The organism is Limosilactobacillus walteri, from assembly GCF_014830205.1.
Classification (GTDB): Bacteria; Bacillota; Bacilli; order Lactobacillales; family Lactobacillaceae; genus Limosilactobacillus; species Limosilactobacillus walteri.
Genome location: NZ_QORN01000007.1, coordinates 42,543 through 64,959 on the forward strand (window position 1 = coordinate 42,543; position 22,417 = coordinate 64,959).

25 protein-coding genes are annotated in these 22,417 nt (G+C 39.5%); 22 read left to right on the top strand and 3 right to left on the bottom strand.

All coding sequences use genetic code 11. The features are described from left to right. Positions 1–23 precede the first annotated feature (23 nt). The 5 genes from DTK66_RS02520 (at position 24) to DTK66_RS02540 (ending at position 3,162) form a co-directional block, all read left to right on the top strand. Positions 24–506: a GNAT family N-acetyltransferase gene (locus DTK66_RS02520; RefSeq protein WP_191667686.1), complete on the top strand. Its 483-nt coding sequence runs from the start codon at positions 24–26 to the stop codon at positions 504–506. 35 nt (positions 507–541) lie between these two features. Next, positions 542–892 (top strand): hypothetical protein, encoded by a 351-nt coding sequence (locus DTK66_RS02525; RefSeq protein ID WP_153930204.1) that lies wholly within the window; start codon positions 542–544, stop codon positions 890–892. Continuing rightward, on the top strand, positions 885–1,181 hold the full coding sequence (locus DTK66_RS02530) for a hypothetical protein (RefSeq protein WP_225208961.1): 297 nt from the start codon (positions 885–887) through the stop codon (positions 1,179–1,181). The genes DTK66_RS02525 and DTK66_RS02530 overlap by 8 nt, the downstream gene beginning before the upstream one ends. A gap of 177 nt (positions 1,182–1,358) precedes the next feature. Then, positions 1,359–2,807, top strand: coding sequence for a LysM peptidoglycan-binding domain-containing protein (locus DTK66_RS02535; protein WP_191667687.1), 1,449 nt, complete (start codon positions 1,359–1,361; stop codon positions 2,805–2,807). Between the two features lie 151 nt (positions 2,808–2,958). After that, the gene (locus DTK66_RS02540) at positions 2,959–3,162 is read left to right on the top strand and encodes a hypothetical protein (protein ID WP_153930207.1); all 204 of its coding nucleotides are present in this window, start codon (positions 2,959–2,961) and stop codon (positions 3,160–3,162) included. Positions 3,163–3,229: 67 nt separating this feature from the next. Here the strand turns inward: DTK66_RS02540 and DTK66_RS02545 are convergent, their stop codons facing one another. Together DTK66_RS02545 and DTK66_RS02550 are read right to left on the bottom strand one after the other, a co-directional pair. Then, positions 3,230–4,177 carry a diacylglycerol/lipid kinase family protein gene (locus tag DTK66_RS02545; protein WP_153930208.1) on the bottom strand — a complete coding sequence of 316 codons (948 nt, stop codon included), beginning with the start codon at positions 4,175–4,177 and terminating at the stop codon, positions 3,230–3,232. Positions 4,178–4,263: 86 nt separating this feature from the next. Continuing rightward, complete coding sequence (locus tag DTK66_RS02550; RefSeq protein WP_153930209.1) at positions 4,264–4,476, bottom strand: DNA-directed RNA polymerase subunit epsilon; 213 nt, start codon at positions 4,474–4,476, stop codon at positions 4,264–4,266. 136 nt (positions 4,477–4,612) lie between these two features. Here DTK66_RS02550 and DTK66_RS02555 point away from each other — a divergent pair, with 136 nt between their 5' ends. Continuing rightward, a complete protein-coding gene (locus tag DTK66_RS02555; RefSeq protein WP_153930210.1) occupies positions 4,613–5,089 on the top strand; it encodes a hypothetical protein in 477 nt (158 codons plus the stop codon). A 50-nt stretch (positions 5,090–5,139) separates the two neighbouring features. On the opposite strand, the gene def is transcribed toward DTK66_RS02555, so the two are convergent. Beyond that, positions 5,140–5,700 carry a peptide deformylase gene (gene def, locus DTK66_RS02560; protein ID WP_153930211.1) on the bottom strand — a complete coding sequence of 187 codons (561 nt, stop codon included), beginning with the start codon at positions 5,698–5,700 and terminating at the stop codon, positions 5,140–5,142. 256 nt (positions 5,701–5,956) lie between these two features. Between def and pdhA the strand changes: the two genes are divergently transcribed. The 16 genes from pdhA (at position 5,957) to holA (ending at position 22,260) form a co-directional block, all read left to right on the top strand. Next, the gene (gene pdhA, locus DTK66_RS02565; RefSeq protein ID WP_153930212.1) at positions 5,957–7,063 is read left to right on the top strand and encodes a pyruvate dehydrogenase (acetyl-transferring) E1 component subunit alpha; all 1,107 of its coding nucleotides are present in this window, start codon (positions 5,957–5,959) and stop codon (positions 7,061–7,063) included. Between the two features lie 2 nt (positions 7,064–7,065). Beyond that, positions 7,066–8,043 carry an alpha-ketoacid dehydrogenase subunit beta gene (locus DTK66_RS02570; protein ID WP_153930213.1) on the top strand — a complete coding sequence of 326 codons (978 nt, stop codon included), beginning with the start codon at positions 7,066–7,068 and terminating at the stop codon, positions 8,041–8,043. Between the two features lie 33 nt (positions 8,044–8,076). Further along, the gene (locus tag DTK66_RS02575) at positions 8,077–9,411 is read left to right on the top strand and encodes a 2-oxo acid dehydrogenase subunit E2 (protein WP_191667688.1); all 1,335 of its coding nucleotides are present in this window, start codon (positions 8,077–8,079) and stop codon (positions 9,409–9,411) included. A gap of 6 nt (positions 9,412–9,417) precedes the next feature. Further along, positions 9,418–10,845: a dihydrolipoyl dehydrogenase gene (lpdA, locus tag DTK66_RS02580; protein ID WP_191667689.1), complete on the top strand. Its 1,428-nt coding sequence runs from the start codon at positions 9,418–9,420 to the stop codon at positions 10,843–10,845. 121 nt (positions 10,846–10,966) lie between these two features. Next, a complete protein-coding gene (locus DTK66_RS02585) occupies positions 10,967–11,254 on the top strand; it encodes a UPF0223 family protein (protein WP_153930591.1) in 288 nt (95 codons plus the stop codon). Then, positions 11,254–12,027, top strand: a complete 774-nt coding sequence (locus tag DTK66_RS02590; protein WP_191667690.1) for an inositol monophosphatase family protein — start codon at positions 11,254–11,256, stop codon at positions 12,025–12,027. The genes DTK66_RS02585 and DTK66_RS02590 overlap by 1 nt, the downstream gene beginning before the upstream one ends. Before the next feature lie 108 nt (positions 12,028–12,135). Next, complete coding sequence (gene typA / locus DTK66_RS02595; RefSeq protein WP_153930589.1) at positions 12,136–13,980, top strand: translational GTPase TypA; 1,845 nt, start codon at positions 12,136–12,138, stop codon at positions 13,978–13,980. Between the two features lie 95 nt (positions 13,981–14,075). Next, on the top strand, positions 14,076–15,299 hold the full coding sequence (locus tag DTK66_RS02600; RefSeq protein WP_191667691.1) for an FtsW/RodA/SpoVE family cell cycle protein: 1,224 nt from the start codon (positions 14,076–14,078) through the stop codon (positions 15,297–15,299). Further along, the gene (locus tag DTK66_RS02605) at positions 15,292–15,576 is read left to right on the top strand and encodes a YlbG family protein (protein ID WP_153930588.1); all 285 of its coding nucleotides are present in this window, start codon (positions 15,292–15,294) and stop codon (positions 15,574–15,576) included. Before DTK66_RS02600 ends, DTK66_RS02605 begins: the two co-directional genes overlap by 8 nt. After that, positions 15,573–16,136: a 16S rRNA (guanine(966)-N(2))-methyltransferase RsmD gene (gene rsmD / locus DTK66_RS02610; protein ID WP_191667692.1), complete on the top strand. Its 564-nt coding sequence runs from the start codon at positions 15,573–15,575 to the stop codon at positions 16,134–16,136. The genes DTK66_RS02605 and rsmD overlap by 4 nt, the downstream gene beginning before the upstream one ends. Beyond that, complete coding sequence (gene coaD, locus DTK66_RS02615; protein ID WP_153930586.1) at positions 16,136–16,657, top strand: pantetheine-phosphate adenylyltransferase; 522 nt, start codon at positions 16,136–16,138, stop codon at positions 16,655–16,657. Before rsmD ends, coaD begins: the two co-directional genes overlap by 1 nt. Then, complete coding sequence (locus DTK66_RS02620; RefSeq protein ID WP_191667693.1) at positions 16,641–17,693, top strand: SepM family pheromone-processing serine protease; 1,053 nt, start codon at positions 16,641–16,643, stop codon at positions 17,691–17,693. Before coaD ends, DTK66_RS02620 begins: the two co-directional genes overlap by 17 nt. A 114-nt stretch (positions 17,694–17,807) precedes the next feature. Continuing rightward, positions 17,808–18,437, top strand: a complete 630-nt coding sequence (locus DTK66_RS02625) for a helix-hairpin-helix domain-containing protein (protein WP_153930584.1) — start codon at positions 17,808–17,810, stop codon at positions 18,435–18,437. A gap of 59 nt (positions 18,438–18,496) precedes the next feature. Continuing rightward, the gene (locus tag DTK66_RS02630; protein WP_153930583.1) at positions 18,497–18,982 is read left to right on the top strand and encodes a ComE operon protein 2; all 486 of its coding nucleotides are present in this window, start codon (positions 18,497–18,499) and stop codon (positions 18,980–18,982) included. 141 nt (positions 18,983–19,123) lie between these two features. After that, the gene (locus DTK66_RS02635; RefSeq protein ID WP_191667703.1) at positions 19,124–21,256 is read left to right on the top strand and encodes a DNA internalization-related competence protein ComEC/Rec2; all 2,133 of its coding nucleotides are present in this window, start codon (positions 19,124–19,126) and stop codon (positions 21,254–21,256) included. Beyond that, positions 21,226–22,260, top strand: a complete 1,035-nt coding sequence (gene holA, locus DTK66_RS02640) for a DNA polymerase III subunit delta (RefSeq protein WP_191667694.1) — start codon at positions 21,226–21,228, stop codon at positions 22,258–22,260. Before DTK66_RS02635 ends, holA begins: the two co-directional genes overlap by 31 nt. Positions 22,261–22,417 lie beyond the last annotated feature (157 nt).

A 22,417-nucleotide genomic window follows, 5' to 3' on the forward strand; every position in this document is an offset into this window, starting at 1 on the left:
TTTACTTATTAAGGAGATGCAAGATGAAAATTGAACATGTTACGATAGCGGATTTACCAGCAATTTTGGAAATTGAGCAAGCAGGTTTTAACCCAGCGGAAGCAGGAAGCAAGGCAGCATTTATTAATCGGATTGCCAATATTCCTGATACTTTTTTGGTTGCTAAAGAAAAGGCACAAGTGGTTGGTTTTATTGTTGGACCGGTAACGACCACTCCAATAATTGATGATAAATATTATCAACATGTTGAGCCTAATTTACCAACTGGCGACTACCTATTGGTATTGTCAATTGCAGTGGCACCGATTTTTCGAGGGCAAGGTATCGGTAGTCAGCTGTTAGGAGCTTTTGCTGGACTCGCACGTAATCACCATTGTCAAAGTATCATTCTGGACTCATTAGCCAAAAACATTCCTTTTTATGAAGCTAATGGCTTTAGCGAAGCGGGCATCTCGCCATCTAGTCATGCCAATGAGACCTGGTATAATATGGTAAAGACCGTCTAAGTTTAATAAGAAATAATAATGAGGGAGTTTATTTAATGACAGAAGATAATTACCAATATGATGAAAATGGCTTTCGCGAAGACTTGAAAAATGATCCCGATGTCCTTCACCAGCCTGATGCTGACCGGACCCAACGCGACCTCATCACCCTTGATTATGATGAAACCATGGCCTTTTTGAATGGGGAAAAGGAAGTAAAGACTGTTTATGATTTTTCAGATGAGGTTTTAGATAAGATAAAGGAAAAGTATCCAACGCTCAATGATACGCCAATTGACAAAGTGATTATGGAAAAATATCAGCAGATTTTATCAGCCCGTTATAATGAATCGCAAGCAAATAATAAGACGATTCATCCCGATGATCGTGAGGGTAATGATGAATAGTTTAATAACCTTTATTATTTCAATTGCCTTTTTAGGCTTAGTAATTTGGGAAAATCGGCTGCATAGTCAGCTAGGTTTTTTAGCCAGTCAGCGTCCGGATAAGGTTACTAAGGATTTCATAAAAGTAGTTCGCCAAGAACGATGGTTAAACTGGCTATTATGTATTTTAGCGATCATCGTATTTTTAACTACTAGTCGGTACTCGGTTTTAATCATGAGTATTATTACCATCATTGAGCTATTATTGGTTATGCGAATGGATCGCGTTAAAAATGAAATGATAGAGTAAAGCTTATTGTAGCAACCTTTCTTATTTGTTTTTTAAGAAATAGTAACGATTATTAAGAACCTCCTAACTATTGCTATACTCATTTGAAAAATAATGTTAAAGTTAGAATTGTGTATTTCACTATTTATTATTGTTTGTTTATTTTGAGGATTTATTTTGGGAGGGTGTTTTATTTATATGGTAAAAAAAGCACATCATTCAACTAATCATCGATCTCGCGGGGTCGTTACCGGAGCAGTTAGTGCTCTTAGCTTATTAGCGGTATCAACGCAAGCTGTTAATGCCGAACAATTAACAGTCAAAGCGGGCGATACGATGTGGGGGCTTGCAAAACAACATGGCCTATCAGTTAGTGCATTAGAGCAAGCAAACCCATCAGTTAAAAAACTAAGCGATAGTGTTGACTTAATTACTGTTGGTCAGCAGTTAACCCTGCCAGCACCACAACATGATGCTAGTGCAGACCTTAACGTTGACGGCAGCTATACAGTTCGACCAGGTGATACGTTAAGCTCAATTGCTGATCGTTACAACATCTCTGTTAACCAATTAATGTCTTGGAATAATTTGACTTCTTCAGACTCGCTTTACATTGGTCAACAACTTAGTGTCACAGGTCCGGTAGCAAATACTGCAACAGCACCTGTACAACAATCACCTGTTGCAACGACAGCTCAACCTGTTGTTAGTGCTGTTCCTGTTGTTACGCCGCAATCAGCTGTTGCAAGTCAACAAGCAAGCTCGCAAGCGGCAACTACTACTGCCCAGACACCTGCGGCTTCATCAGTTAATGCTGCTAGTCAAACTAGTCCGGTTACAACGGCTAACTCAACTAGTGCTGCTGCTCCTGTATCAGCAACTGACACGCAGAGCACAACAGCTGCTTCGACTGTTGTTGCTGCTGGATCAAGTGCCATGGCTTCAACAGCGCCAGTCGTTTCCGCAACTAATAATGCTGCTGCATCACAATCAACTGCACCAACGACTGTTCAGTATCGTACTCAATCTGCTGCTAATACGGTTGCATTGGCAAATAATACAAGTCAAGCTAGCGTAAGCAACAATTCTGCTACACTATATAGCCAATCGTTTGTTCAAACAGCACCGGTAGCGAGTCAAGCTCCACAAGCCCAAACGGTGCTAGCTTCACAAGTTAACACTACTCCACAGAGCTCGGTTCAACAATCAGCTGTAGCTTCTCAGGCACAACCGCAACAAGCACCAGCTAGCCAGCCAGCAACAAATGCTAGCCAAGATTTGCAACATGGTTCAGTAGTTAGTCTTGCTACTAAGATTGCTAACTCTAATAGCGTGCCATATGTATGGGGTGGCGAAAACTTAAGCGGAATGGATTGTTCTGGATTGGTCAAGTATGTTTACGCTAATGCAGAAGGTAAGCAATTACCACATTACACTGGCGCACTAGAGAACTGCGTTGACCAACACCCAGTTAGCCAAGCTAAACCAGGTGATCTTTTATTCTGGGGTAACCATGGTTCAACTTACCACACGGCTATTTACACTGGTAATAACCAATACGTTGCTGCTGCTAAGCCAGGGACTAATGTTGCTACTTATACGATTAGTCCATACTTTAACCCTAGCTTTGCTGGGACGGTTAAATAATTCAAATAGATTTATGAGAGCTTTTTCATGAGATGGTAACAAAGATGTAACTAAAAAAGGGTTAACATTTGTGGCTGTCCGTGTTATCTTACTTGTATTGCAATTCCAGTATTGCTCTAAAATATTTCACATTTATTGGGGAGTGTTAAATATGAGTAACAAACATGAAATTGAAGAAGACTTGTATCGTGCTCAATCACGGTTGGATGACCTATGTAAGCATGAAGCCCAGACAAGTACGGGGTCGCAGACTGTTACGATTCAACCACAACATGGTGAAGAGATGCAATCTTTACGTGAAGAGTGCAGTCAATTGCGGATTATTTTAGAAGCGATGGAAGCTTCAGAAGATTAGTTTAATTTTAATAAAAAATAAAGGTTGATAATAAGCAAATATCCTAAGTTGCTTATTATCAACCTTTTTATGATTCTCTTGTTTGCCAAATAGGGTATTGTGTAACATCAAGGGCGATATCAATAAAACGATTGCCCATTTCTTCCCCATCCGTCTGACTAAACTCTAGTGAGGTGGTCGTAATATGAAGATTATCTCCTTGAAAGTGATGTGCAAATTTTGACTGGTCTAGTTTTCCCCGAGCTAACTGGAGCAGTTGCCAAGTTGTCATAGGCCAGTTTTTACGTTCGGCGACCACTAGTTCAAATGATGGCTTTGCAAGAGAGGCGTGGGGAGCCACTCGGAAACCGCCACCAATAAATGGGTGGTTACTTGCAATTGCAATATAAGCCTTAGGGAAAATAAAACGCTCATGCCCACATTGAATCATTATTGCAAATGGTTCTTGGTCATACATGACCCCTAAAGCTTTTTGTAAGTAAGTAAAGCGCCCGATGTGGTTCTTTTTATGCCGTATCTTAAAAGTGTTTGCACGACTAACAATAGCAGCATCAAAGCCGATACCAATGTTATTTAGGAAATACCCATCTTCTCCCCGAATAGCTTCATGATAATGACCGATATTGATCATTTGTGGTTTGTCAGCAGTTAAGATCTGGTTTAATGCTGTGTGGGGATGTAAGGAGATGCCATAGCCCCGGGCAAAATCATTGCCAGTACCAGCCGGAATGTAGCCAACTGCAAGCGGTGTCTTTCCTAGGTGTTTGGCAGCCTTCATTAAGCCATTGACAACTTGGTGGAGTGTTCCATCACCGCCAATTGCAATTACAACTGTTGATTCGGCTGAATGAGACTGGGCAATTTGCTTAGCAAGGTATTCGCCATGGTTGGGGTATTTAGTAGTTTCAAAATGATAATCAATTTGTTGCTGGTCTAAATATGGCTTAATTGTGGACCATGCCTTTTCAGCATTGCCATTACCAGCGTGACGGTTGAGGATGATTGAATAGTTCATCAATGTTCCTCCTTGTAAAATGCTAAAAAGCAAAAAATGAGGCTGAGGAAAAAGAAATTTTCTCAGCCTCTGTTAATGATTAAAGATTAAAACGTCGTCAACTTAAAGTTAGGGTTCTGCTTTTCGTAAGCAAGAGCTTTATCATCAAGTTGTTCTACAAATTCGATGTTATAATCAGTGTTTTGTTCAACCATTAAGAGTGCCTGAGCTTCAGAATCAGCTTCAAGGTATAATGATTGGGTATTTTCGCGAACTGGACGCTTAGTCTTGTCAGCTTGGTAGTATACTTTAAAAGTCATACTGTTAAAAACTCCTTAATTAAAGATATTATGCAGTAATTTACTCTATTTATTCTATCACATATGATCTAAAGTGTCCTAAATTTTCCTAACATGGTATTATTAAATAAAGGTAAAGGGCAAAGAGGTGTTGGATATGGGCCTATTTTTTATATGCATCTTAGCGGCAGTAATCGTTATTATCCTTTATTTAGCGATCCACCGGCTGCTCATCAATCGTGCAACGATGATGGTGCGAAACAAGGCGCAAGAAGTAACGGATTTTGCAGTAAATGATTGTTTAAAGTCATTACTATCGTGGGAACGGACGCTTTCATCTCAGATTGTTGCGGATGTATGGGGGAAAGGTGTCTTAGCATTTGAATATCATTTTGATTACCGAAAAGCGGGAATTAGTCTTGATGATTTTACCGAAGAAAAATTAGCAACAAGATTAGACGAATACGCTAAGCAGCATCAGCTCCAAATAGCACCAAAAGCAGCCAAGGCATTTGTGATTACTGACTGGTGGACATACGAAGGAATCTTGCATATTGATGTTGCCTACTTAGTCAATGAAGCGACTGTTGAATATATTGATGATTTAAAACGATTAAAGCATGATAGTAAGTGAAAACGACGACTAGTAAATTCTAGCCGCCGTTTTTTAATCTCTGAAGTATTTTAGCTAATCATAACAGTATCAGCAGGAGCTTCAAATGGATTTTCTTTATTAATATGGTCGTAGAAAAGGACGCCATGTAAGTGATCGATTTCATGTTGACAAACAATTGCTGGATAATGCTTCAAGCGTACTTTATGTGTTTTACCGTTAACATCTTGGTAACGGAGGGTAATCCGATCGTGACGCGGCACATATCCGGGAACATCTTTATCAACAGAAAGGCATCCTTCTCCTTCTGTTAAAGCTCCATACTGAACTGATTCGCTAACGATAACTGGGTTAATGATGACGTCCTTAAATAATGGTTCACCATCTTCGTCAGGGGAAGGGACTAGCACGGCTGCCATTTGCTTGGAAACGCCAACTTGTGGGGCAGCAAGGCCGACCCCCGCCCGTAATTTATATTTTTCGCATAATTCAGGGTCTTGACTGACCTCTAAGTATTTCATCATTTCTTTAGCTAACTGTTGGTCCTCATCAGAGAGGGGAAACGAGACCTCAGCTGCCCGTTTGCGCAAAACAGGGTTACCATCACGGGTAATATCTTTCATTAAATACATTACTCACTATGCCTCCAATAAAAATTTCAATTATATTATAGTCTATCATAACTATTTAAAATTGCTAATGTTGATAATTCAGTGGTAAATAACCACAATTTTATTAGAAAGCGTTTACTTTGAATGTAAAACTTCGACATTTTTCAAGATTAAGTTTATGAAAGCGCTTGTATTATTTAATCAATCAGTTATACTATAAATGTAGGTAGGCAATCGCTTACATGATGTTAATTGGATTTGGAAAGGAATGTTGAATATGGCCAATACCAAAGCTGTCAATTTCGCTGAGATTAAAGCCAATGAAGGGGCTCCATATGCTAAGCCTGTACAAATTCTTGATAATGACGGAAATGTTGTTAACAAGGACTTAATGGCTAATTTCAGTGATGACTTATTAGTTGACTTAATGAAGAAAATGGTTTGGGAACGTGCCTTGCATGAACAAACAATGAGTTTTTCAAAACAAGGGCGGTTAGGTTTCTACGCTCCGACATGGGGTGAAGAGGCATCAGAAATGGGAACCGCAGCTGCTTTTAAGAAGCAGGATTTTCTCTTCCCAGCATATCGTGATTTGCCACAATTAATTCAACATGGAGCAACTGTTGCTCAAATGTACTTATGGTCAAAGGGACACATCAAGGGTAATCTTTTTGATGCACGTGCTCTTCGTCCACAAATTATTATTGGGGCCCAAATGGTTGAAATGGCTGGGGGTGCCCTTGGAATTAAGAAGAACGGTGAAAAAGATACTGTTGCTTACGCCTATACTGGTGAAGGTGGTAGTTCACAAGGTGATACTTATGAAGGAATGAACTTTGCCGGGGCATTCCAAGCTCCTGCTGTCTTTATCATTCAAAATAATGGCTGGGCTATTTCATTCCCACGTAAGCTTCAAACAGAAGCTCAAACAATCGCGCAAAAGGGTGTTGCTGCGGGAATCCCCGGTGTACAAGTTGACGGAATGGATGTTCTTGCTTGTTATGAAGTTGCTAAAGAAGCACGTGAATTTGCAGCTGCTGGCAATGGTCCAGTCTTAATTGAAACCTTAACATACCGGTTTGGGGCCCACAGTTCAGCTGGTGATGATCCTAGTCGTTACCGGACTGATGAAGAAACTAAGCCATGGTTTGATAAAGATCCACTAATTCGTCTCCGCAAATACTTGACTAAGAATGGTCTTTGGTCTGAAGAAGAAGAACAAAAGTACGTGGATGAATGCAAGCAAAGCTTTAAAGAAGCAATGAAGGAAGCTGACTCAGTAGAACCCGAAAAAGTTAGCGATATGTTGAAGCGGACATTTGAAGTTCCAACTCCAGACATTAAAGAACAAATTAAGAAGTACGAAGAAAAGGAGTCGAAGTAATCATGGCTAAAAAGACTTATATCAAAGCTATTACTGAAGGTATTGACATCGCTTTAGCCGAAGATCCTAAGACTTTAGTATTCGGTGAAGACGTTGGTAAAAACGGTGGGGTTTTCCGGGCAACTAACGGTTTGCAAGAAAAGTACGGTGTTGACCGTGTATTTAGTACCCCTCTTGCCGAATCTGGTATTTTAGGAATGTCAATTGGTTTAGCGGCTACTGGCTGGCGTCCAGTTCCTGAAATTCAATTTATGGGCTTTACTTTTGAAGCAATGGACTCGATCGCAGCTCAAATGTCACGGATGCGTTTCCAATACAATGGTACTAAGCATGCCCCAATTACAATCCGGACTCCATATGGTGGAGGAACTCACACTGCTGAATTGCACGGGGATGACCTTGAAAACTTCTTTGTTGGAATTCCAGGATTGCGGGTAGTCGCACCAAGTTCAGCATATGATGCTAAGGGGTTAATTATTTCAGCAATCGAAAACAATGATCCTGTGCTCTTCCTCGAAAACCTTCGTCTGTACCGTTCCGTTAAGGGTGAAGTACCTGATGATAAGTACACTGTTCCGTTGGACAAGGCAAATGTTGTTCAAGAAGGAACAGACGTTACTATCATTGCTTATGGTGGTGAAGTTTCTGAAGCGCAAAAGGCAGCTGAGAAGTTAGCAAAAGATAATATTTCAGCTGAGGTTATTGATTTGCGTTCACTTTATCCAATTGATACTGATACTATCTTTGAGTCACTTAAGAAGACTCACCGGGTAGTAATCGCACAAGAAGCACAAAAGATGGCTGGGGTTGGTGCACAGGTTGCATCTGCTATTTCAGAAGGTGCAATCATGTACCTTGATGCTCCAGTTACACGGGTCGCAGCTCCTAACTCAGTTTACCCATTCCCACAAGCCGAAAATGTATGGCTTCCAGGAGCGCGTGAAATTGAGGATGCCGCACGCGAAGTAGTTAATTACTAGCAATGCGTGGAGTAGAAAGGAAGTTAATACGATATGGCATATATTTTTAGACTACCAGAAATGGGTGAAGGTTTAACTGAAGGTGACGTTGCTTCTTGGCTTGTTAAAGAAGGCGATGCGATTAAGGCTGACGATGCTTTAATTGAAATCCAAACTGATAAATCAACTACCCAATTAGTTTCACCAGTTGATGGGACCGTTACAAAGCTCTTTGTGAATGAAGACGATCACGTTGAAAAGGGTGATAAGCTTGCCGAAATTGATGATGGCAAGGCAGGTACAAGCACTAATGTTGAAGTAGAAGGCGAAGATAATACTGATAGTAGCGATTCCTCTGCGAATGAAGCAGAAACAGCTACCCCGGTTAAGGATGAAGAAGCAAGTGCTGCGCCAGCCAAGGGAGGAGTTGCCCCGCTCGCAGAACCAAATAAGCTTGTGATGGCAATGCCTTCTGTGCGGCAATATGCTCGTGATAAGGGCGTTGATATTTCACTTGTTCAACCAAGTGGTAACCATGGACAAGTGCTAAAGGCTGATATTGACAACTTTAACGGTGCTGCTGCTAGTGCTCCTGCGTCAACAGCGGCTACATCTGCTGCTCCAGCTGCCGCCAGTGCTCCTAAGGCGCAAAATACGATTAAACCTTATAAGGGTGCCGGTGAAGATGCTGAAACTCGTGAGCCATTATCAAATATGCGTAAGATTATTGCTAAGAATATGCGTGATTCTGTCGACATTAGCCCAATGGTAACATTATTTGACGATGTTGAAGTATCTAAGTTAATGGCTCAACGTAAGAAATACAAGGCTGTGGCTGCAGAACAAGGTATCCACTTGACTTTCTTACCATATGTTGTTAAAGCATTAGTTGCAACAATGAAGAAGTTCCCAGAACTGAACTGTTCAATTGATGATGCTGCACAGGAACTTGTTCAAAAGCATTACTACAATATTGGGATTGCAACCAATACTGACCATGGCCTCTACAACCCTAACATCAAGGATGCTGATAAGAAGGGCATGTTTGAAATTGCAAAAGAAATTGCTGATAATGCTCAGGATGCCGAGGACAATAAGCTTAGCCCATCTTCAATGGCAGGCGGCTGCATGACTATTTCTAATATTGGATCAATGCGTGGTAAGTGGTTCACCCCAATTATTAACCAACCAGAAGTTGCTATTTTAGGTGTTGGCACAATTGCTACTGAACCAATTGTTAATGAACAAGGTGAAATTGTTGTTGGCCATATGATGAAATTATCATTGACAGTTGATCACCGTTTGATTGATGGTGGATTAGCACAAAACGCAATGAACTACCTAAAGCGGATGCTTCATGATCCAGAATTAATTATGATGGAGGGCTAGTATAGTATGGCTGATGTTGAACAAAAAGATACAGTAGTTGTTGGTGGAGGCCCTGGTGGTTATGTTGCTGCTATTCGGGCTGCGGAGTTAGGTCAAAAAGTTACTTTGATTGAAAAAGGCGATCCGGGGTTAGGTGGTGTTTGTCTTAACGTTGGTTGTGTACCATCTAAGGCATTAATCGCTGCTGGTCATCGTCTTCAAGAAGTTAAAGATTCATCAGTATATGGTATTTCAAAGACCGATGCTACGATAGACTTTAAGCAGACCCAAGAATGGAAGCAAAAGAAAGTCGTTGACCGAATGACCCGTGGTGTCGAAATGTTATTAAAGAAACACAAAGTTGAAATTATTAACGGGGAAGCAATTCTTGACAATGACCATCAATTACGGGTAATTAAGCCCGGTCCTAAGCAATTTATGGATAATGATAATGGTCGGACGATTACCTGGAAGAATTTGATTTTGGCAACCGGGTCGCGTCCAGTTGAAATCCCTAACTTCAAGTTTGAAGGACGGGTGATTGACTCTACTGGTGGCCTTAACTTACCAGAGGTACCTAAAGAATTAGTGGTTATCGGTGGCGGATATATTGGGTCTGAGTTAGCTGGTGCTTATGCTAACCTTGGTTCACATGTAACAATCATTGAAGGACTTCCTTCAATTTTGAACGGCTTTGATGATGACATGGTTAAAGTTGTTGAAAAGAATATGAAGAAGAAGGGCATTGACATCGTTACTGGTGCAATGGCAAAGAAGTCTGAACAAGATGATGATAGCGTAACAGTTACTTATGAAGTTGACGGTAAAGAGCACACAATCAAGGCTGATTACTGCATGGTTTCAGTCGGTCGGAAACCAAATACTGATAATTTTGGTTTAGACATGACTAGTGTAAAGTTAAACGACCACCATCAAGTAATTGTTGATGAACAGGGACGGACCAATGTAGAAGGTATTTGGGCAATCGGTGATATTGTTCCAGGTCCTGCTCTTGCGCATAAGGCTTTCTTTGAAGGCAAGACTGCAGCGGGAGCAATTGCCGGTAAGAATACTGCTAATGATTGGGTTGGTGTTCCAGCGGTCTGCTTCACTGATCCTGAAATGGCAGAAGTTGGTATGAACGCGGCAACGGCTAAGGAAAAGGGAATTGAAGTAGCAACTGCCCAATTCCCATTTGCCGGAAATGCACGGGCGGTTTCTCTTGATGAACCAGAAGGCTTTGTTCGTCTTATTTACACAAAAGATAAGAAGAACATTGTTGGCGCTCAATGTGTTGGTCCTGAAGCAAGTACTCTTGCCGGGGAACTTTCACTTATCGTTAACGGTGGAATGAATGTTGAAGATGTTGCTTTAACTATTCATCCTCACCCAACTTTGAATGAACCAATTCAAGAAGCTGCTGATATTGCCCTTGGGTTCCCAACCCACATCTAAAACTTAATGATCTCTCTATTCAAGAAGCTGTCAAATTATTGATGGCTTCTTTTTTTGTTCATATTTCTAAATTGAAAATTAGATTGTATAATACAGGTAGTAAATATGTGGAGGGTTAAAAATGAATTCACAAAATTATAGTTATCCGCTAGACCCGTCTTGGACAACTAAAGAAATGGAACAAGTAATTGCGATGTTTCGTGCTGTTGAGGATGCTTATGAAGTCGGTGTTGATCGTCGTCTGGTTTTAGAGTGCTACCGTGCATTTAAGCAAGTAGTGCCTTCAAAGGCGGAAGAAAAACAACTAGGCCGCGAGTTTGAAAAAAACTCTGGCTATGTACTTTATCAGGTTGTTAAAGAAGCTCAAGAATCTTCAACTAAAAAAATAAAGATGGTTGGTTCAAAATAATGGCTGAAATTAATGAATTAGATTTAAATGCGCAAAAAATTATTCGTCAAGCAGGACAAAATGCGCATGATAAGATGAATGATAGTTACCAAATTGATACTAAAACAAACTATACGGATCTTGTAACAACAATTGACCGAGAAAATGAACAGCTCATTAATGAACAAATACGAAAAATTGACCCCGATAGCCGAATTTTAAGTGAAGAAGGCTTAGGAGACCGTCAAATTACTGATCTTCATGGGCATATTTGGATTGTGGACCCCATTGATGGGACAATGAATTTTGTCAAGCAGCATAATAACTTTGCTGTGATGTTAGCCCTTTATATTGACGGTGTTCCAATGTTGGGGTATATCTTAGATGTAATTAATAACCGGTTATACCATGGTCAGCGCGGAAAGGGCGTATACGTTGATAAGCAACGTCTTCATGCGCCGGCGGACTTAGGGCTAAAAGAAAGTCTTTTAGCAATGAACCGGACCCTGACACTCGGTGGTACTCCTGCCTTGAAAAAGATTGCGCAAGAGGCGATGGGGTTAAGGATGTATGGTAGTGCGGGAATGGAAATGATTGGCGTTATTACTGGCCAGCTAGGTGGTTATATCTCTAATTTAAAGCCGTGGGACCTTGCAGCCGGACGAATGTTAGCAGAAGAATTAGGGTTAGTTGTGAAATCAATTGACGGTAGTTCTATTAATGTGTTATCATCTAATCTTGTATTAGTAGCAACGAGTCAGGTTAGTCGAGATATTCGACAGATCATCAATTAGTTGTCGAGGCTGTGACCGCGATGTCACAGTTTTTTTATGAAATTAGTCGTTGATTAGCCGCTGCTGTTCGACTTAAAAATAATGATATGACGAAAGGGAGATCAAGTTTTGAAAACTCGTGACGACATTCGTAACATTGCGATTATTGCCCACGTTGACCACGGTAAGACTACTTTGGTTAACGAAATGTTAAAGCAATCAGATACTTTACCAGAACACTTCTCAATTGAAGATCGTGCGATGGATACCAACGCTATTGAGCGTGAACGTGGAATTACTATTCTTTCTAAGAATACGGCTGTTAAGTATGAAGGACACCAAATTAATATTTTGGATACCCCAGGACACGCAGACTTCGGTGGTGAAGTTGAACGTGTTATGAAGATGGTTGACGGTGTGTTATTAGTTGTTGATGCTTTTGAAGGAACAATGCCACAGACGCGTTTTGTTCTTAAGAAAGCCCTTGAACAACATTTGACACCAATTGTTGTTATCAACAAGGTTGACCGTAAAGGCGCTCGGCCTGAAGAAGTTGTTGATGAAGTCCTTGACTTATTCATTGAGTTAGGTGCTGACGAAGATCAACTTGACTTCCCTGTTGTATATACTTCAGCTATGAATGGTACTTCAAGTTATGATTCTGACGTTTCGACTCAAGAACACACCATGAAGCCATTGTTTGATACCATTATCAAGACCATTCCCGCACCAGTTGACAACTCCGATGAACCACTTCAATTCCAAGTTGCAATCTTGGATTACAATGATTTCGTTGGTCGGATCGGTATCGGTCGTGTTGTTCGCGGAACGATCAAAGTTGGTGACAATGTTACCGTTATGAAACTTGATGGTACTAAGCATAATTTCCGCGTAACAAAATTATTTGGTTTCTTTGGGTTAAAGCGTCTTGAAATTCAAGAAGCAAAGGCTGGAGATTTAATTGCAGTTTCCGGAATGGAAGATATTAATGTTGGGGAAACAGTTACTGATCCTAACCATCCAGAAGCTCTTACACCATTGCGGATTGACCCGCCTACATTGCAAATGACTTTCCGGACTAATGATTCACCATTTGCTGGTCGTGAAGGTAAATTTGTTACTGCTCGTCAGCTTGAAGACCGTCTTCGTCATGAATTGCACACGGATGTTTCATTACGGGTTGATAATACCGATGAACCTGGTGCATGGACTGTGTCTGGTCGTGGAGAATTACACCTTTCAATTTTAATCGAAACCATGCGTCGTGAAGGTTACGAATTGCAAGTTTCTCGTCCAGAAGTTATCTACCGTGAAATTGACGGCACAATGTGTGAACCATTTGAAGAAGTACAAATTGATACACCAGATGAATATACTGGTGCCGTAATTGACAGTTTATCTAAGCGGAAAGGTGAAATGAAAAACATGGAACCTTCTAAGAACGGTCAAACACGGTTAATCTTCCTTGCTCCATCACGTGGTTTAATTGGTTACTCTACTGAATTTATGACTATGACTCGTGGATACGGTATTATGAACCACACCTTTGAAAAGTATGCCCCAGTTATTAAGAACTGGAACCCTGGTCGTCAAAAGGGTACTCTAGTTTCCATGAATGCTGGTAAAGCTACTACTTATGCCATGATGGGAATTGAGAGTCGTGGTCAATTGCTAATTGATCCAGGTACGGAAGTATACGAAGGAATGATCGTTGGGGAAAACAGTCGTGAAAATGATATTACTGTTAATATCACTAAGGGTAAGAACCTAACCAACGTTCGTGCTGCTGGTTCAGATGAAATGGCCCATATTAAGACACCTACGCACTTCTCACTTGAAGAATCGCTGGAATTCTTAAACGAAGATGAATACTGTGAAATTACTCCAGAAAACATTCGTTTACGTAAGAAGATCCTTAACACCAACGCTCGTGAAAAGGAAGCAAAGCGTCGTCGTGCAGCTTCACGTAAGTAAAAATTTATAAAGCTTGGGAGGCTAGTTGGCTTTCCAGGCTTTTTTTATTTGATGTATAATAATGGTTGTATTTTATCTTTAGGTAGGTGCGCTTTGTGAAGAAAAAGAAATTAAAATTCCGTCGCCTTCGTTCTGTATGGAATGATATTCGCTACCTCGATTATTACATCCTAGTTCCTTATCTTGCACTTTGCCTGATTGGGATCGTAATGGTCTATTCGGCGAGTGCTTCCATTGAGATGCAAAATGGGGGGACACCGCTTGGATACCTAATTAAGCAGACAATATATGTTTTAATGGGTGTGACTGTGATGGCTGTTTTAGCGAATTATCCCCTACGACATTATCGAACGAAAAGATTTTTACGTGATTCAACCCTTGTAGTAGGGGCACTCCTCGTAATTGTTCTTGTTTTCAGCCGGGCAGTTAATGGGGCCAAAGGTTGGTTATCGTTAGGTTTTTTCAATATCCAGCCAGTCGAAATTTGTAAGTTATATTTTATTTTATATTTAGCAGACCGAATGGATAAGATAAGGCAACGAGGCCAACATTTTACCACTGATGCTAAGGGACCATGGCTAATTATTGTTGTCTTTCTTGGGTTAATCGTGATTCAACCAGACATTGGTGGAATGGCAATTAATGCCGCGATTATTGCGATTATGTTGTTAGCTGCTGACTATAAATGGGGGGTTGGACTAGGAATTATCCTAGTTTTACCGGCTCTTGGCTATTTCGGGTTAGAACGACTTGTTGAGAGCGGGATGCTGCAAGGCGGTGGCTATCAGGTTGCTCGTTTTGTTGCTTTCTTAAATCCATTTGGAAATGCCAGTGGTTCAGGAAGCCAGCTTGTTAATTCTTATTACGCAATTAGTAATGGTGGAGTGTTTGGTGTTGGCTTAGGTAACAGTATCCAAAAGATGGGTTACCTTCCAGAACCGAATACTGACTTTATCATGTCAATTACCAGTGAAGAATTAGGATTAGTTGGGGTAACAGTTATTCTTATTACCTTGTTAATCTTGATTTGTCGAATGATTCAAGTAGGAGTACGAGCAGATAGTTTATATCAAACGTTGATTTGCTATGGATCTGCTACCTTCTTTTCAATTGAAACACTCTTTAATATTGGTGGTGTTTTAGGCTTGCTGCCAATTACTGGTGTTACTTTCCCATTTATTAGCTATGGTGGGTCGAGTATGTTAATTCTTTCAGCAACAGTTGGGATTGTTATGAATATTAGCATGTTGCAAAATCGTGAGCGTCTAGTTATGGGGAATCCGTTTATTCCAGAAGATGGGGGCGAGAAGAATGTTTGAATTAACACCACGCCGATCATTGATTGTCTATGTCAATGGTAATCGCGTAATTCGAGCTTTGCGTCACTATGGTCAAATTGATTATATTTCGCGACGAATGCATTATGTTGTTCTATATGTCAATCAAGAAGATGTTGAAAAAATGAGTGAAAAGATCGGACAATTGCGAGCAGTGCGAAAAGTAGAAGTTTCAGCTCGTCCAGATTTAGATCCGACATTAGCAGATCTCGAATTAACTGGAGTATATCAATTACATGATGAGGATGATAAAAAATGAGAATTGTTGCAGGCGACTTTGGTGGTCGCAAACTTAGTGCGGTTCCCGGAATGGCTACCAGGCCAACAACTGACAAAGTGAAAGAAGCCCTATTTAATATAATTGGTCCATATTTTGATGGGGGAACCAGCCTTGATTTATATGCAGGAAGTGGTGGCTTAAGTATTGAAGCGGTTTCTCGTGGAATTGACCGAGCAGTCCTAGTTGACCGTCAATATCAGGCGATTAAAACAATCAAAAAGAATATTGCAGTAACAAAACATGAACAACAATTTGACGTTTATAAAGCGGATGCTCGCAAAGCACTTGGTCTTTTTCAAAAAAATAATGAAAAATTTAACCTTGTTTTTTTGGATCCGCCATATGCTAAACAGCAGATTGTTAACGATCTTGATAAGATGGTAGAAAATGATTTGCTTGCAGATGGAGCGATTGTTGTTGCAGAGACAGATCAAGAGGCAAAATTACCAGAAAAATTATCAGGCTTTAGTTTTATTAAACGTCAAGCATACGGCATTACCGTCTTGACTATTTATCAACGAGAAAGGGAGTCAAAATAATGAAAGTTGCAGTTTTTCCAGGATCATTTGACCCATTAACATTAGGTCATTTAGATTTAATTAAAAGAGGAAGTGCCCTCTTTGATCAATTAGCCGTAGCTGTAATGACTAACTCGAGCAAAAATCCGCTATTCACGGTTGAAGAACGGGTTGCCCAGATTAAAGAAGCAGTTAGTGGATTGGACAATGTATCTGTCATTACTACTGATGGATTAACAGTAAATCTAATGAATCGCATTGGTGCTGATTACCTAATGCGTGGTCTTCGCAATACAACGGATTTTCAGTATGAACGTGACATTGCCGCGATGAATAATTTCTTAGATGACCAGTGTGAGACTGTCTTCTTCCTCGCTAAACCGGAATATCAGCATTTATCAAGCAGTTTATTGAAGGAAGTAACTTCGGCTGGGGGCGACATTTCTGCTTATTTACCAGCAAATATTAATGAAGCGTTGAAAAAACGGTTAGCTGAACGCGAACTATTACGGGTTAAGGAAGATAATGAAGAAGCAAGATAATATAATATTACGTCGGATTGGGGTAGTTTTAGGCCTTGTCTTATTATTAGGATGTTTTTTATTCTGGCCGTTAAATTCTTATATTGAGAGTCCTGGAACAGCAGCTGACCTTCAATCTTTTGTCAAAATTAAGGGCCATCCAGACCGCTATAAGGGTAACTTTATGTTAACATCAGTTGCAATTCAGCGTGCACACCCGGCAACTTATTTATATGCTAAGATGGTGCCGTATATGTCAATTGAAAGTGCTGAGGATGTCACTGGTGGTCAAAATAGTGCAACGTTTGATCGAGTGCAGAAATTTTATATGGATAGTTCAATTAATGAAGCAATAGCAGTTGCTTATAAAGCAGCGCATCAGGAAGTTACTCGTCGTTACCTTGGTATTTATGTCTTACAGGTTCAGCCTAATTCTAAATTTAAACATGATATCCATGTTGGTGACACAATCACCAAAGTAGATGGTCGTCATTTTAACACTGCCCAAGGGTTTCAAAAATATATTGCTGCTAAAAAAGTGGGAACTCCATTGGCAGTCACCTATACACGGGATGGTAAAACCAGGACCGTAACGCACCCCTTAGTTAAAATTGCTAGTACAAACAAAACGGGGATTGGAATAATTTTAACGAATAATATGCAGGTTAAAACTAAGATTCCAGTCAAAGTTGATGCTGGTCAATACGGTGGTCCGTCAGGCGGACTAATGTTTAGTTTACAAATTTACCAACAAATCAGTGGCAAAGACCTCCAAAAGGGCCGTAAGATTGCAGGGACAGGGACAATTAGTTCAGATGGGACAGTTGGCGAAATTGGTGGAATTGATAAAAAAGTAATTGCAGCTCATCGTGCTGGCGCGAAGATATTTTTTGCTCCGTATATCAAACCAACCAATGAAATTCTAAAATATGAAGAAGGACATATGACTAACTACCAAATGGCAAAAAAAGCTGGTAAAAAATATGCACCAGGGATGAAGATTGTACCAGTTAGTTCTTTTGATGAGGCAGTCAAGTACTTACAATCCAATAAATAACTAGGATATTTTAAAGTCTAAACTATGATAAAAATCATGGTTTGGGCTTTTTTTGTTATAAAAAAGTGCAAATTTAATTTTTTTACGTATTTATATTAATAGGGGGGTGATGATATGCAACAACTAATGGATTTATGGGATAAGTACCGTTTCCATTTCCTTATACTAGTTGTAATTACAGTTATTGCTGGTTATCTATTTATTGGAAAAGGGCAGGGAGATCATTTGCCAGCTTCAAATGCCAATGCTGTTTTAGCTAGTAGTATAAGTAGCTCCGAGAGTTCTAGCATTAAGACAGATCCTAAAATAGTGGCGGTTGATATTAAGGGAGCCGTCCAACAGCCAGGCGTTTATCAATTAAAGGCAGATTCGCGAGTTAATGAGGCACTGACAGCAGCAGGTGGTCCACTAGCAAATGCGGATTTACGGCAGGTCAATCTAGCTAAACAGTTAACTGACCAGCAAATGATTTATATTCCGGTAGTTGGCGAAACACCACCGATGTCAGCAACATCTAACGCCTTACCAACTAAGAATGAAAGTGGTAATTCACCAACCATAAATCTAAATACGGCTACTAAGGAACAACTATGTCAGATAACAGGGATTGGCGATAAAAAGGCTGATTTGATTTTGCAGTATCGACAAGAGCATGGTCAATTTAAAAGTATTGATGAACTTAAAGAAATAAATGGCTTTGGAGAAAAGACAGTTGCCAAATTAAAGGATTATTTAGCGGTCTAATTTTTAGTTTGATGAGATTATTTGCTATACTATATTTCAAATAAAGAGGAGTGACAAAAATGAAACAGCGAATTGGTTGGGACCAATATTTTATGATTCAAGCAGCATTATTAGCTTCCCGGAGTACTTGCAACCGACTTTCGGTGGGAGCGGTTTTAGTTCGCGATAAGCGGATAATCGCTGGCGGATATAATGGTGCCGTTGCTGGCGATGATCATTGTATTGATGAAGGGTGCTATTTGCGTGCAGGTCATTGTGTTCGTACGATTCACGCTGAAATGAATGCCTTATTACAATGTGCGAAGTTTGGCATTTCTGCGGATGGTGCTAGTCTTTATGTTACCGATTTTCCGTGTTTGCAATGCACAAAGAGTTTATTACAAACGGGAATTAAAGAGATAAACTATATTCGTAATTATCATAACGATGATTATGCAATGAAACTAATCCAATTAAAAAATGTAGCACTTCATCAAATTAAATTAGACAGCAATATTTTAGAACAGGTAAATCTGGATCAATATATTAATCCAGAGCAGAAATAGTTCATCCAACATTTTTGGATTTTTCCGGCGTTAGGTGCTGGATTGGTAACTGTTAGTTTTTTTTGCATTCATTGGCTAGCGTTATTCTTATTTTTCTTATTGTGGCGGCTGATTAGGTTGAAGAGGCCAACAGTTCTGTTAATGGTGGTATTAACTTGTTTAATATCGCTCTGTTTATGTTTATATACGCAAAAAAGATGGTTGAGGACAACGGTAACAGGACAAGCGAACATTACTCAAACAATCCTCATTTTTCCAGATGAGTTAAAAATAGTAGGAAATACGGCATTTGGTAAAGCAGGGGATATTAATACCGGCCAGCGTGAATTGATTATTTATCCGTTAACATCAGAAATGAGTGCATCGTTAAATGATTTGTCAGTGCCGGTATTATGGACGATTGAAGGACAGATTCAGCCGCTTCTTCCTCGGACAAACGATAATCAATTTGATAGTCAACGTTTTAATCACCACCAGCAGATTTGTAACCAAGTTCGGATAAAAAAAGTAAACCAAATAATTATCCAACGAGGTGGGATAACAACAGCTTGTCATACTATCCGTAAAAAACTATTATTGTATTTTGCAAGTCTCCCAGATCCGCTTAGTACCTATTGTCAGCAACTTATTATTGGTAGTAACAATGGTAATGCAACAGAACTAATGGCAAGTGTTAAAAAATTAGGCTTATTACATTTGTTTTGCATATCAGGGATGCACATTGTCCTTTTGACTGTTATGGTACGGTATATCCTAGTTTACTTATGGTGGTATCGTGAATACATTGATATCTTTTTAATAACGTTGCTACCGTTTTACCTTATTATTGGCGGAGGTTCAACAAGCCTGTTAAGAGCTACGATTATGGCTGAGATCGGTTTGCTCCATAATTGCCTTCATCTCGATGCTCTTGATGGGTGGGCAATTAGTCTAATGTTTGGAATACTAGTTGACCCGTTAACTTTGCTAACTTTAGGAGGTCAGTTGAGCTATTTATTATCATTTATGCTTCAAGTATTACCGCTGACGCTTAGTAATTGGAAACAGTCAATTTTGCTTAATTTGATTAGTTTGCCATCAATATTAAGTTATGTTTATGAAGTTCACTTTTTAAGCTTTATTGCTAGTTATCTAATAATTCCTATTTTTTCCGTTATTATTTTTCCAAGTGTACTTATTGGGGGAGTTCTTTTTCGACTATTCCCCACAGTAACCTATGTAATTAATGCTGGACTAAAATATTTTCAATTATTTTTAAACTACTTATCCTCATTCCCAGGAATTATCCATTTTGGAAAGCCGCCGATAATCTTAGCAATTATTTTATTTATTGAGACGCTAATAGCGATATACCAGCAAACTAATTTGCGGCAGTGGGCAGTACTAATCTCAACGTATCTCCTAACTTTAGTAATGATTCATTTTCCATTAAATGGGGAAGTAACTTTTATTGATATTGGTCAAGGAGATTCGATCCTTATTCGCAAACCATTTAATAAGCAGGTCTTAATGATTGATACTGGTGGGAAGCTAGTATTTAGCAAACGTAATTGGAATCAAAATCGACAACCACAAGATGACGCACAGCGGATAACTATTAATTATTTAAGAAGTAAGGGAATAAGCTGTATAGATGCAATTTTTTTGAGCCACCATGATGCTGATCATATTGGATATTTAACAACGATCTTAAATAATGTTCAGGTAAAAGCGATTGTTGTTCCTGCTGGGATGGAGAAGCAACCTGCTTTTTTAAAGAAGATTCATTCAGCAGAAGTCCAGTCGCCGCAAATAATTCCGGTAACTGATAATAACAATTTAGGTCAGCTTTCATTGCAAATTTTACACCCGTTTATCTCAGGTCAAGGAAAAAATGAAGATTCATTAGTTTTAGCAGGGATGTTTGGTGGCAAAAGATTTGTTTTTACTGGCGATTTAGATCAGCAAAACGAGAAAAAAGTCATTCAAAAGTATCCTCAACTAAGAGCAGATATTTTAAAAGTAGGTCATCACGGCAGTAAAACAGCTAGTGATCCTGCATTTCTTCATACTTTGGCTCCGCAGTACGCGATTATTTCTGCGGGAAGATTTAATCGGTATCACCATCCTGATGAAGTAACGATTAATACGCTACGGCAAATGAATATAAATTATTTGTCAACGCAACAGTTTGGAATGATAAAATATGTATATTATGGTAATCATGGAAAAATAAAAACAACATTGAAAGGGGATGAAACTAGGTGGACACTACCCAGTTATCTAATCAATTAAAAACAAAAACGCCAGCGATGGTGTACCTTGTTTTAGGAACCCAGCAAGTTCTTCAACAGCAGGCGATTGATGAGTTTATTAACTTAATTCCAGCTAATGAACGAGTAATGAACGTTGGGCGTTATGATATGGAAACAACCCCGTTAGCTGTTGCCCTAGATGATGCGATGGCGGCCCCTTTTTTTGGTGAGCGCAGGCTTGTTCTTATAAATAAGCCATATTTTTTAACCGGCGAGAAAAAACATTCAAAAATTGAGCATGACCTAGATAGTTTAAAAAAATATTTGGAGCATCCAGAACCATCCACAGTTCTAGTTTTTACAGCTCCTTATGAAAAACTTGATGGGCGAAAAGCAATTGTTAAACTTTTGAAGAAGAATGCTGTGTTGGTCGATGCAGCTCCGCTTAACGAACAACAGGCGCGCCAAAAAGTTACCCAGCAACTAGCAGCTGATAATTTTGAACTTACTCCAGCGGCTCTGGATGAACTTGTTCAGCGTACAAACGCGGATTATGGAATGATGAATGCAAATTTAACTAAATTAAAAATTCTTGCGTATCAAGAAAAAAAGATCAATCAACAAATGGTCCAATCATTAGTTCCGCAATCATTAGACGAAAACGTTTTTGATTTAGTCACAGCAGTACTTCAGCATAATCAGGTAAAAGCATTAGAACTTTATCGTCAACTATTAGCAGGACAACAGCCTCCGCTTAGGATTAATGCGGTATTAGTAGGACAGTTCCGTTTATTAATTCAAATCAAAGTTTTAAATAAGCGTGGCCTTAGTCAGGGAAGTTTAGCCAGCCAATTAAGTGTTCATCCTTATCGAGTGAAATTAGGTTTGAAGACGGCCCGCAATTTTTCTATGCAGGCACTTGAAAATGCATATTTGGGATTGGTAAGAATCGAACAATCGTTGAAGACAACGCAACGGGATCCAGCCTTACTGTTTCAATTATTTATGCTACAGTATTCACAACAGGATAAAAAGTGGGCATAAATTCGATGGAATTATGATATAAACCAATTTTTTAATTAAAATACGAATAGCATAGTACGCAAAAAGGACCCTCAAAGCTTGAAGAAAGTTGAACTTGAGAGTCCTTTTTGGATTTTATTAAATAAAATAAGGAGAAAATAAAAAAGCAACTAACGAG